The sequence below is a fragment of the Pseudomonas sp. genome, assembly GCF_028293835.1.
GTDB lineage: Bacteria > Pseudomonadota > Gammaproteobacteria > Pseudomonadales > Pseudomonadaceae > Aquipseudomonas.
The window spans coordinates 21691-34205 of record NZ_JAQGNX010000011.1 but is presented as its reverse complement, the minus strand read 5'-3'; the positions used below and the strand labels follow the sequence as shown (position 1 = coordinate 34205).

9 protein-coding genes are annotated in these 12515 nt (G+C 57.9%); 3 read left to right on the top strand and 6 right to left on the bottom strand.

Features of this window, described 5'->3' with window-relative positions:
* Positions 1-79: 79 nt before the first annotated feature.
* The 5 genes from hslU to JWR17_RS01135 all read right to left on the bottom strand — a co-directional run bounded on the left by hslU (position 80) and on the right by JWR17_RS01135 (position 7193).
* On the bottom strand, positions 80-1417 hold the full coding sequence (hslU, locus tag JWR17_RS01155; RefSeq protein ID WP_299827484.1) for an ATP-dependent protease ATPase subunit HslU: 1338 nt from the start codon (positions 1415-1417) through the stop codon (positions 80-82).
* A 66-nt stretch (positions 1418-1483) separates the two neighbouring features.
* Complete coding sequence (hslV, locus tag JWR17_RS01150) at positions 1484-2014, bottom strand: ATP-dependent protease subunit HslV (RefSeq protein WP_299827482.1); 531 nt, start codon at positions 2012-2014, stop codon at positions 1484-1486.
* Positions 2015-2289: 275 nt separating this feature from the next.
* Positions 2290-2985 carry an SPOR domain-containing protein gene (locus tag JWR17_RS01145; RefSeq protein ID WP_299827481.1) on the bottom strand — a complete coding sequence of 232 codons (696 nt, stop codon included), beginning with the start codon at positions 2983-2985 and terminating at the stop codon, positions 2290-2292.
* A gap of 1 nt (position 2986) precedes the next feature.
* Positions 2987-4723, bottom strand: coding sequence for an arginine--tRNA ligase (argS, locus tag JWR17_RS01140; RefSeq protein ID WP_299827479.1), 1737 nt, complete (start codon positions 4721-4723; stop codon positions 2987-2989).
* Positions 4724-4973: 250 nt separating this feature from the next.
* Positions 4974-7193 carry a primosomal protein N' gene (locus JWR17_RS01135; RefSeq protein ID WP_299827477.1) on the bottom strand — a complete coding sequence of 740 codons (2220 nt, stop codon included), beginning with the start codon at positions 7191-7193 and terminating at the stop codon, positions 4974-4976.
* A 166-nt stretch (positions 7194-7359) separates the two neighbouring features.
* Between JWR17_RS01135 and rpmE the strand changes: the two genes are divergently transcribed.
* The 3 genes from rpmE to JWR17_RS01120 all read left to right on the top strand — a co-directional run bounded on the left by rpmE (position 7360) and on the right by JWR17_RS01120 (position 9883).
* The gene (rpmE, locus tag JWR17_RS01130; protein ID WP_299827475.1) at positions 7360-7605 is read left to right on the top strand and encodes a 50S ribosomal protein L31; all 246 of its coding nucleotides are present in this window, start codon (positions 7360-7362) and stop codon (positions 7603-7605) included.
* A 22-nt stretch (positions 7606-7627) separates the two neighbouring features.
* Entirely contained in the window at positions 7628-8431 is an 804-nt protein-coding gene (locus JWR17_RS01125; protein ID WP_299827568.1) for a thermonuclease family protein, read from the top strand.
* 183 nt (positions 8432-8614) lie between these two features.
* Complete coding sequence (locus JWR17_RS01120; RefSeq protein WP_299827473.1) at positions 8615-9883, top strand: malic enzyme-like NAD(P)-binding protein; 1269 nt, start codon at positions 8615-8617, stop codon at positions 9881-9883.
* An 83-nt stretch (positions 9884-9966) separates the two neighbouring features.
* On the opposite strand, the gene JWR17_RS01115 is transcribed toward JWR17_RS01120, so the two are convergent.
* Positions 9967-12435, bottom strand: a complete 2469-nt coding sequence (locus tag JWR17_RS01115) for a penicillin-binding protein 1A (protein WP_299827471.1) — start codon at positions 12433-12435, stop codon at positions 9967-9969.
* Positions 12436-12515: the final 80 nt, after the last annotated feature.

Genomic DNA, 12515 nt, shown 5'->3' with positions numbered 1-12515 from the left:
AAGCTGCAAGCCGCAAGCCGCAAGCTACAAGAGGATCGCAATCCAGCTTGCCGCTTGTAGCTTGCCGCTTGTGGCTGACTTACAAAATATACCTCGATAGGTCTTCGTCTTTGGCCAGTTCGCCCAAGTGGCTGTTGACGTACTCGGCGTCGATGCGAATGGTCTCTGTGCCTTGGGCCAAGGCCAGGTCCCCGGCGCTGAAAGACACCTCTTCAAGTAGCCGCTCAAGCAAGGTGTGCAAACGGCGGGCACCGATGTTCTCGGTTTTCTCGTTGACCTGCCACGCGATCTCGGCGATGCGCTTGATGCCGTCCGGCAAGAACTCGATGTTCAGGCCTTCGGTCTTCAGCAGCTCGCGGTACTGCTCGGTCAATGACGCGTGCGGTTCGCTGAGGATGCGTTCGAAGTCTTGCGGCGTCAGGGCTTTGAGTTCCACGCGGATTGGCAAGCGACCTTGCAACTCCGGCACCAGATCGCTCGGCTTGCTCAAGTGGAACGCACCTGACGCGATGAACAGGATGTGATCGGTCTTGACCATGCCCAGCTTGGTGTTGACGGTGCAGCCTTCAATCAACGGCAGCAGGTCACGTTGCACACCCTCACGGGACACATCGACGCCGCCGGTATTACCGCGCTTGGCAACTTTGTCGATCTCATCGATGAACACGATGCCGTGCTGTTCAACGGCTTCCAGCGCCTTGGCCTTGAGCTCTTCTTCGTTGACCAGACGGCCAGCCTCTTCATCGCGCACCAGTTTCAGCGCGTCTTTAACCTTGAGCTTGCGGCTTTTCTTTTTGCCCTTGCCCATGTTGGCAAACAGGCTTTGCAACTGGTTGGTCATCTCTTCCATGCCAGGCGGCGCGGAGATGTCGACGCCGATGGATTCGGAGACTTCGATGTCAATCTCCTTGTCATCCAACTGACCTTCGCGCAGGCGTTTGCGAAACAGCTGGCGAGTGTTGGAGTCGGAGGCCGGGGCGGCATCTTCGTTGAAGCCCACACGTGCAGGCGGCAACAACGCGTCGAGAATGCGGTCTTCGGCAGCGTCTTCGGCACGGTGCTGAACCTTGGCCATTTCCTGCTCACGCAGGAGCTTGATCGCAGCATCGGCCAGGTCACGAATGATCGACTCGACGTCACGGCCGACGTAACCCACTTCGGTGAACTTGGTCGCTTCGACCTTGATGAACGGCGCGTTGGCCAGCTTCGCCAAACGACGGGCGATCTCGGTTTTGCCGACACCGGTCGGGCCGATCATCAGAATGTTTTTCGGTGTCACTTCAACACGCAGCTCTTCGGGCAGCTGCATACGACGCCAGCGATTGCGCAAGGCGATAGCGACGGCGCGCTTGGCATCGTCTTGACCAATGATATGGCGATTGAGTTCGTGGACGATTTCGCGGGGAGTCATAGACATGATAGTGGCGGTCCTCTAGCTGAAAAAAGCGTTCACGCCGCGCACAAAAGCGGCCAGGGAAACGGTTTAGTCGGCGAGGTCCTGCTCCTCAATGGTGATGTTGTGGTTGGTGAATACGCAGATGTCTGCAGCAATGCCCAATGCGGTTTCGGCAATCTCGCGTGCGGACAATTCGGTCTTCATCAGCAGGGCGCGGGCGGCGGCTTGCGCGAAAGCGCCGCCAGAACCCATGGCAATCAGCCCATCTTCGGGCTCAACAACGTCACCGTTACCAGTGATGATCAGCGAGGCGTCTTTGTTGGCCACCGCAAGCATGGCTTCAAGGCGGCTAAGTGAACGATCGGTGCGCCATTCTTTCGCCAGCTCAACGGCGGCGCGAACCAGATGGCCCTGATGTTTCTCGAGTTGGCCTTCGAAACGTTCGAAAAGAGTAAAGGCGTCGGCGGTGGCACCCGCAAAACCGGCAATCACTTGGCCGTGATACAGGCGGCGCACTTTTTTCGCGTTGCCTTTCATGACGGTATTGCCGAGGGAAACCTGGCCGTCGCCGGCCATGACGACTTTGCCGTTACGGCGCACTGAAACGATGGTGGTCAAAGGAGAGTCTCCACGCAGCGGGGCGAAAATGCCCTAGTGGAAACTCATATGGGGGTGGGGATGGGCATTTCAACCGTGGGGGATGAATGGTGACCGCTTCCGCAGGCGGATCACGATCCGCTGTAGGAGCCAACTTGTTGGCGAGGCTGCATACCCGGCACACCGCATCAGGCCTCTAGCCTGTAGAGCCAACTTGTTGGCGAGAGGTCTGACGCGGTGTGTCAGTGGTTAGCCTCGCCAACATGTTGGCTCCTACAGATGTGTCAAACGGTGATTTATTTACCCTGGCGCTGTTGTAACAACAAATTGCTAAAGCCGCTGCCAGCCAATTGTTTCTGGGCAATGGTCAGTTGTTCGCGATTGCTGAACGGGCCGACCAGTACGCGGAACCAGGTTTCATCCTTCACCGTGCCGGACTCGACCTGCACGGCTTGGCCCAGCAAAATGATCTGGGCGCGAACTTTATCGGCGTCGGTTTCTTTGCGGAACGAACCGGCCTGCAAGAAGAACCTGGTCACCGCAGCGGGTCCCGGTTTTACCACCGGTGGCGCCGGAGGCGGGGTTACACCGCTCAATGCCGCCTGAGCACGAGCGGTATCAATTTTCGCCGCCTGTTCCGGCGTGACCGGTGCCACGATTGGCGCAACAATCGGTGGGGTTTTCTCCGGCACCGCTTCGTTGGGCACGATGACTTCCGACTCAGGCAACAAGGTATAGAAATCGTATTTTGGTTTTGCCGGCGCTTGGGGGCTTGGGGGCGCCTTGTTGGCTTCGGCGATTTTTGCAGCTTTGGTCTCTTCCTTGACGCGCTTGACGTCAGCGCCACCAGGCCCAATCTTCATCAGCAGAACCACGAAAGCGCCAACCGAAAGGCCAATCACCAGCCACAACCATCCCGGAATCGGCTTCTTTGCCGGTGCCTGATAACGGCTGGCACCGCGCTTGGGAGCAGGTTTTTTCTTAACAGCCAACTTACATGCGCTCCAGAGTATCCAGACCCAAGAGTTCCAGGCCTTGCTTGAGGGTGCGGCCAGTCAGCGCGGCGAGGCGCAGACGGCTTTGCTGTTGTTGCGGGTTCTCGGCGCCCAGAATCGGGCAGTTCTCGTAGAAGCTGGAGAACAGCCCCGCCAGGTCGTAGATGTACGCGCACAGTACATGAGGCGTGCCTTTCTCCGCGACGTTATTCAGGGTTTCACCGAACTGTGCCAGGCGTGCTGCCAACTCTTGCTCTTGCGGCGCTTCAAGGACGATCTGACCCTGGGTCGCGTCGAACGGTTTGCCCAGCTTGCGGAAAACACCCGCCACGCGGGTGTAGGCATATAGCAAATAGGGCGCGGTGTTGCCTTCAAAGCTGAGCATCTGGTCGAAGTTGAAGCTGTAGTCGCTGGTGCGGTGTTTGGACAGGTCGGCATACTTCACCGCGCTGATACCGATTGCCTTGGCGATGCTGCGCAATTCGTCTTCGGCGATTTCCGGGTTCTTTTCCTTGACCAATGTGTAAGCGCGGTCTTCGGCCTCATCGAGCAGGTCGACCAGCTTCACGACGCCACCGTCGCGGGTTTTGAACGGGCGGCCATCGGCGCCGTTCATGGTGCCGAAGCCCATGTGTTCCATCTGCATGCCGTTGGTCACGAAACCGGCACGGCGTGCGACTTCGAACACTTGTTGAAAGTGCAGCGCCTGGCGCTGGTCGACGAAATACAGGGCGCGGTCTGCTTTCAGCACGTTGCTGCGGTAACGGATGGCCGCCAGGTCAGTGGTGGCATACAGGTAACCACCGCCGTTTTTCTGCACGATGACCGGCAGCGGCGTACCTTCGGCGGTTTTGAATTCTTCAAGGAACACGCACTGCGCGCCGTTGCTTTCAACCAGCAGACCCGCTGTCTTAAGGTCGCTGATGACGTTTGGCAAATCGTCGTTGTAGGCGCTTTCGCCCATGACATCCCCAGGCGTCAGTTTGACGTTGAGACGTTCGTAGGTCTGTTGGCAGTGCAGCAAGGAGATGTCCTTGAAGTGTGCCCACAACGCCAGGCAATCAGGATCACCTGCTTGTAACTTGACCACCAGACCACGGGCGCGCTCGGCGAACTCTTCAGATTCGTCGAAGCGTTGTTTTGCGGCGCGGTAAAAGTTTTCCAGGTCAGACAGTTCGTCGCTGGCCGCAGGTTTTTCCTGCAGATAGGCCAGCAACATGCCGAACTGCGTGCCCCAGTCGCCCACGTGGTTCTGGCGAATCACGGTGTCGCCAAGGAATTCCAGCACATTGGCCACGCCGTCGCCGATGATCGTCGAGCGCAAATGGCCAACGTGCATTTCTTTGGCCAGGTTCGGCGCCGATAAATCGACGACTACCCGTTGAGCGGCGCCGACTTTGCGCACTGACAGCTGCGGATCGGCCAGTGCGATGTCGAGGCGGGCAGCCAGCGCCTGCGTGTTTTGAAAGAAGTTGAGAAAGCCCGGACCTGCGATGTCGACTTTGCTGACCTGCGGATCGGCAGGCAGCGCTGCGACCAGTTTTTCCGCCAGGTCACGAGGCTTCATGCCAGCGGGTTTGGCCAGCATCATCGCGATATTGCTGGCGAAGTCACCGTGGGTTTTATCCCGAACGTTTTCCACCTGAATCGCCGGGGTCAGCCCTTCAGGCAGCACGCCTTCGTTGACGAGTTGGGTCAGGGCTTGTTGGATCAACTGGCGAATGGTGTCTTTCATGGGGCTCTCTTCCGACCGCAAGCGCGGCGGCGCTCGAATGCGCTGGTGAAAAAAGAGGGCATTATCCGTTGCGATGGCGAGCTTGCCAACCACGATGGACATGCGGTTACCTTTGGCGCATTCCTTGTAGGAGCTGCCGAAGGCTGCGATAAGGGCTTAAGGGACTTCAATGCCGTCTATTTATGGCTACTGCGCAGCCAATCGCAGCCTTCGGCAGCTCCTACAGGGGGGCAAGTTAAAGTGATCGATCTCAATACAGATCCACCGGATCCACGTCCAGCGACCAGCGCACTTGTCGGCCACTGGGCATTTGTTCAAGCGCCAGTAACCATGCGCTGAGCAGTCGATGCAGCGGCGCGCGGGCGCTGGCTTGCAGCAAAAGTTGTGCGCGGTAGCGTCCGGCGCGGCGTTCCATCGGGGCAGGAACCGGGCCCAGTAGCTCGATGCCGCCCAGGTTCATTTCAGTCAGCAAGCGTTCGGCTTCAGTGCACGCAATGTCCAGAAAACCTTCGGCCTGTCCTGGTTTGTGGGCTTCTGCCCTTAACAATGCCAAATGCGAAAACGGTGGCAGGCCAGCGGCGCGGCGTTCACTCAATGCCTGTTCGGCGAACGCAAAATAGCCTTGCTCGGTGAGTTGAATCAGCAGCGGGTGATCAGCCAGATGCGTCTGGATGATCACTCTTCCAGGTTCTTCCGCACGCCCGGCTCGCCCGGCCACCTGGACGATTAACTGCGCCATGCGCTCGCTGGCGCGGAAATCACCGGAAAACAGCCCGCCGTCAGCGTCCAGAATCGACACCAGCGTTACCCGCGGAAAGTGATGCCCTTTGGCGAGCATTTGCGTGCCTACCAAAATGCACGGCTGCCCGCGTTGGATGGTGGCGAACAACTGGTTCATGGCATCTTTGCGTGAGGTGCTGTCACGATCGACCCGCAGCACGGGGAAGTCAGGAAACAGAATGCCCAGGCGTTCCTCCGCGCGCTCAGTACCTGCGCCCACCGGACGCAAATCAACTTTGCTGCACGACGGGCAGCGTCGCGGCGTGCGCTCGACGTGGCCGCAATGGTGGCAGCGCAGTTCGCCGGAACGCTGGTGCACGGTCATTCGAGCATCGCAGCGCGGGCATTCTGACAGCCAGCCGCAGTCGTGACACAGCAGCGTTGGCGCAAACCCACGGCGGTTGAGGAACACTAATACTTGCTGCCCCGCCGCCAACGTCTGACCGATAGCTTGCTGCATCGGCCCGGAAATTCCGCTGTCCAGCGGACGACTTTTCACGTCCAAACGCAGGAATTTCGGTTGCTGGGCGCCGCCCGCTCGCTGATTCAGCCTTAATAAGCCGTAGCGACCGGTGTAGGCGTTGTGCAGGCTTTCCAGGGATGGCGTGGCTGAGCCCAGCACAATCGGAATGTTTTCCTGCCGCGCTCGGACCAGCGCCAGATCCCGTGCGTGGTAGCGCAGGCCCTCCTGCTGTTTATATGAACCGTCGTGTTCTTCGTCGATGATAATCAGCCCGGGATTCTTCATCGGCGTGAACAGTGCGGATCGAGTTCCGATAATGATGTCGGCCTCGCCATCCCGCGCAGCGAGCCAGGCGTCGAGGCGGTCGCGATCACTGACAGCAGAATGCACCAGCGCAATGCGCGCGTTGAAGCGTTGTTCGAAGCGCGCCAGGGTTTGCGGGCCGAGGTTGATCTCGGGAATCAGCACCAATGCCTGCTTGCCGGCTTCCAGGGTTTCGCGGATCAGCTGTAGATAGACTTCGGTCTTGCCGCTGCCGGTAACGCCCGCCAGCAGAAACCCGTGAAAACTGTCGAAACCCGCACGAATGGCTTCATACGCGGCTCGCTGTTCCGGGTTCAGCGGCAACTCTGGTTGCGCCAGCCAACGTTCGTGGCGCTCGGTGGGCGCATGGCGCCGCACTTCCACCTGCACCATCTCTTTGGCCAGTAACAAATTGAGGCTTTCGCGGTTGAGCATCAATTTGCTCAGCAGTTGATGTGCAACCCCGTGTGGGTGCTGCGCCAAGGTGGTTAAAGCTTCACGTTGCCTGGGCGCTCGGGCGATACGCGGGTCATCGAGACTGGCGCCGGGCGCCGCCTGCCAGAAGCGTTCCTGGCGAGACTCGGCCGGTTCGCCCTGACGCAACAGTACCGGCAATGCCCAGCTCAAGGTGTCGCCAAGGCTGTGCTGATAATACTGCGCGGTCCACAGGCACAGCTTGAACAACGACGGCGGCAGCGGCGCTTCGTTGTCCAGGATAGCGACAGCGGGTTTTAGCTTCTCGGCGGGCACCTCGCTGTGGTCAACCACCTCGATCAAGATGCCGATCATTTCCCGGCGACCGAACGGCACCCTGACCCGCATGCCGGGCTGTAGCGCGCTGCGCAGTACTCCAGCGGGAGCGCGATAGTCGAATAAACGTCTGAGCGGCGAGGGCAGGGCGAGGCGCAAAATGGCGTCGGGCACGCGGAGGGTTCTCTGTAACGGACTATGACGAAGCGGCGATCTTAGCAGACGACCGGTTTTAACGTCCGCTTGCGTATTAGGATTTGTCTGGTAGTATCCGCAGCCTAATTACGTGCGGTATTCAACAATCATGTTGAGTGGCGGCACGCTAGCCGAGGAAATACCCATGAAAGCTGATATCCATCCAGTATACGAAGCCATTGTCGCGACTTGCAGCTGCGGCAATGTGATCCACACTCGTTCCAACCTCGCCAAGCCAATGAGCCTTGACGTGTGCAACGAGTGCCACCCATTCTACACCGGCAAGCAGAAGACTCTTGATATCGGCGGCCGCGTCGACAAGTTCAAGTCGCGTTTCGGTGCATTCGGCGCTACCAAAGCTCCTGCTGCAGAAGAAACTGCTGCTGAGTAATGTGGTAGATCTGGGAGGTCCTTTGGGCTTCTCCAGGCTGCTTAAAAAAGCGTCCCTCGCGGGCGCTTTTTTTATGTCCACGATTTGGCTGCCGACGGCCTATGCGCTGTGCACGGCGCCAGGCCCGCTGCCGGTGTTTGCCGTAGAACGTGTGGTTGATGGCGACACCGTGCGCTTGAGCGACGGGCGAAGTGTGCGAATGATTGGTCTGAATGCGCCTGAAACCGGTAAGAAAGGTCGCTCGGCAGAACCCTTCGCCGAAGCTGCCCGGCGTCGTTTGCAGGCGCTGATCGAGGCGAATGACGGCCAGGTCAGCGTGCAGGTAGGCCAAGAACCCAAAGACCATTACGGCCGCACCTTGGCCAATATATTTGGTCGGCAGGGTGAAAACCTCGAAGCCCGACTGCTGGCCGAGGGGCTCGCCTATCAAGTGGTCGTAGCGCCCAACGTTGCTCTGGTTCAATGCCAACAGGCCGCCGAGCGTGGTGCCCGCCAGGCCGGGCTGGGGCTTTGGCGTGTTTCCCCGGTGTTGCTGGCGGGACAGATCCAGCGCAGTGGATTCGTGCTGATTTCCGGGCAGGTCAGCGACGTGCAGCGCAACGGCGGCGGTCTATGGATCGAGCTGCAGGGTTCGCTGGTGTTGCGTATTGCCCCCGCGCTGATGAGCCAATTTGACGTTGCGCAGCTGTTGCGTCTCAAGGGAAAGACCCTCGAGGCGCGCGGCTGGGTGATCGACCGTTCCCGTCGTGGAGGTCTGGCGTCTGGCCAGGCACGCTGGATGTTGCCAATTACGCATCCCGCCATGATCAATCTTCCGGAACGATAAAAAATTGTAGACAGTTTTACTATTGGATTGTGAACACTCAAACCCTTGTGTTCCGTGGCTCTAAGCGTAAAGTCGTAGGCGTCGGGGCTTGACACGAGTGACTGGCCAGTCTTGTGAGGCCTTTCCTTCTTGCGTATCCTCGGCAATCCGTCTGTTCAACAGAAAAAAAAGCGGAATGCCCACATGTCAGATCTGAAAACTGCCGCTCTCGAATACCACGCCTTTCCTCGTCCAGGAAAATTAAGCGTCGAGCTCACTAAACCTACCGCAACGGCTCGTGATTTAGCCCTGGCCTACAGCCCGGGTGTCGCCGAGCCGGTGCGCGAAATCGCCCGTGATCCTGAACTTGCCTACAAGTACACCGGGAAAGGAAATCTAGTAGCAGTTATTTCCAACGGCACCGCCATCCTGGGACTCGGTGACCTTGGCCCATTGGCTTCCAAGCCAGTGATGGAAGGCAAAGGTGTGCTGTTCAAGCGCTTCGCAGGCATTGACGTTTTTGACATCGAAGTCGATGCCGAAAGCCCCCAGGCATTCATTGATACCGTTAAGCGTATTTCCATTACGTTCGGTGGTATCAACCTTGAAGATATCAAGGCGCCTGAATGCTTCGAGATCGAAAAAGCGCTGATCGAACAGTGCGATATTCCGGTGTTCCATGATGACCAGCACGGCACGGCTATCGTGACCGCAGCCGGTATGATCAACGCACTGGAAATCGTCGGTAAAACCCTGGAAAGCGCGAAAATCGTTTGCCTGGGCGCCGGTGCCGCTGCCATCTCCTGCATGAAGTTGCTGGTGAGCATGGGCGCAAAAATCGAAAACGTATTTATGGTTGACCGTACTGGCGTGGTTCACTCCGGTCGTACTGACCTGAACCAGTACAAGGCTGCCTTCGCTCATGCTACCGACAAACGCACACTGACTGACGCCCTGCATGGCGCTGACGTGTTCGTCGGCCTGTCGGGTCCGAATCTGTTGAGTGCTGACAACCTGAAGCTGATGGCCGCAAATCCGATTGTTTTCGCCTGCTCCAACCCTGATCCGGAAATTGCTCCCGAGTTGGCTCATGCCACTCGCAGTGACGTGATCATGGCCACTGGCCGTTCGGACTACCCGAACCAGGTGAACAACGTACTGGGCTTCCCGTTCATCTTCCGCGGTGCACTGGACGTTCGCGCCAAGCGCATCAACGAAGAAATGAAGATTGCCGCCGCCAATGCTTTGCGCGATCTGGCCAAGCTGCCGGTTCCTCAAGAAGTCTGCGATGCATACGGTGGCATCAAACTGGAATTCGGTCGTGAGTACATCATCCCGAAACCAATGGATGCTCGTCTGCTGGGCGTGATTTCCGATGCCGTGGCCAAAGCCGCCATCGAGACCGGTGTCGCCACACTACCGTATCCAAAGCACTACCCGCTGAACAGTGTCGATGACGTTTTCAACGGCTAAGACCTGATGACGAAACACAAAAAAACCCTACAGCGATGTAGGGTTTTTTTTTAGCCGCGAATTCATACCAGTCTATAGGAGCGCTAGAACAAATCGATTGGCGCTGACTCATCTGCCGGTAACGGGCTGTTTGGGCTTGTGCCGCTGCCGCCGATTTCGTTCACGCTAGGGGGCGTGTCTTCGCTTTTGAACAGCTCGAAGTACGCGTTAGGCGTTCCTGGTGTAGCTGCTCGACCGCTGATCGGGTCGACCCGCAAGCTAAGAATGCCTTCAGGTTCTGCCTGGACATGGGGCGGTTTGTCTTTTAACGCCGCACTCATGTAATCCATCCAGATCGGCAGCGCTACCGTCCCGCCAAACTCTTGGCGACCCAGGCTCTCTGGCTGGTCGAAACCGGTCCAGACCGTGGTGATGTAATCGGCGTTGTAGCCCGTGAACCAGGCATCCTTGGAATCGTTAGTGGTCCCGGTCTTGCCCGCAATGTCTGGGCGATTCATCGACAGGGCGCGGCGGCCGGTGCCTTTCTTGATCACGTCCTGCAGCATGCTGTTGAGGATGTAAGTAGTGCGGCCGTCGACAATGCGTTCAGCAACGGCTGGCGCTTGAGGGTCTGCTGGCGCCGGTGTCGACCCAACTGCGGGTGCAGGCGCAACGCTTGGGCTGTCGTTGACGGCGAACGCGGCAGTGTTCTCCACCACTTTGACGTCGTTGATCGGGTTGGCCGGTACGCTTGGTGGATTGGCAGTGAATAGCGTCCCGCCATCACGGTTTTCGATGCGCTGGATCAAATACGGTGCGACTTTATAACCGCCGTTGGCGAAGGTGCTCCAGCCTGTGGCGATTTCCATGGGCGTCAGCGTCGCAGTACCCAACGCTAGCGACAAGTTGCGCGGCAAGTCTTGCTTGTTGAAGCCGAAGCGCGTGATGTAATTGATCGCATTCTCGACACCCAAGCTTTGCAGCACGCGGATCGACACCAGGTTGCGTGATTTATACAGCGCCTCGCGCAGGCGGATTGGACCCAGGAAAGTGTTGGTGTCGTTCTTCGGACGCCAAATCTTGTCCAGGTATTCGTCTACGAACACGATCGGTGCGTCGTTGACCAGGCTGGAAGCGGTAAAGCCATTGTCCAGTGCAGCGCTGTAGATAAACGGCTTGAAGCTAGAGCCCGGCTGGCGCTTGGCCTGCAATGCGCGGTTGTAATTACTTTGCTCGAAGGCGAAACCACCCACCAGTGCGCGAATCGCGCCGTTCTGCGGATCAAGGGATACCAGGGCACTTTGCGCCTGCGGGACTTGGCTGAATTTTAATGAGTCATTGGATTGACGCTGCACTCGAATCAGATCACCAACCTGAGCGACCTCGGACGGCTGAGCTGGAACTTTGCCCAAGCTGTTGGTGTTCAGGTATGGCCGAGCCCACTTCATGGTGTCCCACCCGACGATTTCTTCTTTTTCGCCATTGTGGGTCAGGACGTGCAGGCCGGTTTTATCCACCTGGGTGACGATGGCAGGCTCCAGACCGCTGATCGGACGCTGTTTGAGCAACTCTTGGGCCCAGGCTTCCCTGGTCTTGCCCGCCAGACGTGTTTCCGGGCCACGGTAACCGTGTCGCTGGTCGTAAGCGATCAAGCCTTCCTGAACGGCAGTGTTGGCGTCTTCCTGCAAGTTGCTGGGCACGGTGGTGGTGACCCGGAAACCCTCTGTATAGGCTTCGCTGCCATAACGACCGACCATCTCGGCGCGGGCCATCTCAGCGATATACGGGGCGTTCACCTCTGGAATAGGCACGTGATAACTGGCGTTGATGGGTTCAGCCAAGGCTGTCTGGTAGGCGTTCTGGTCGATTTTGCCCAGCTTGAACATGCGCCCGAGAATCCAGTCGCGGCGCTCTTTGGCGCGCACTGGGTTGGCCAGCGGGTTGAAGCGCGACGGTGCTTTGGGCAGCCCGGCGATCATCGCCATCTGCGCAATGCTCGCATCACGAATTGATTTGCCGTAATACACTTGCGACGCCGCCTCGATGCCGTACGCGCGGTTGCCTAAATAAATTTTGTTGACGTACAGCTCAAGAATTTCGTCCTTGGTCAGTTGGCGCTCAATTTGCAAGGCCAAGAGGATTTCATTGGTTTTGCGTGAAAAACTTCGTTCACTCGTCAAAAAGAAGTTTTTCGCCACTTGCATCGTGATGGTGCTGCCACCGGATTGAATGTGGCCGCTTTTTACCAATTGCGAAGCTGCGCGCATAAGGCTGCTGGGGTCTACGCCGTAGTGATTGGCAAAGTTGTCATCTTCTGCTGACAGCAAGGCGTTGATGAAATTGGGCGGGATATCGGCAAAGCGGATCGGTGATCGACGCATTTCACCAAATTCAGCGATCAATTTGCCATCACTGCTATAGACCCGTAGCGGGATCTGTAGCTGAATGCTCCGCAGCGCGTCGACGGATGGCAGGCCAGGGGTCAGATAGAGGTAGGCGCCGCTCAGAACGAGCACAAGCCCGCAAAATACCGCGACGAATGACCACCAGAAAAACTTCAGCAGGCGTATCAAGGCTTTTGGATTTCCAGATAAAAGAATGGGTTAAGCGAAAGCATCAAAAAATAGACATGCCTTGAAGCTTGGCTTTACGA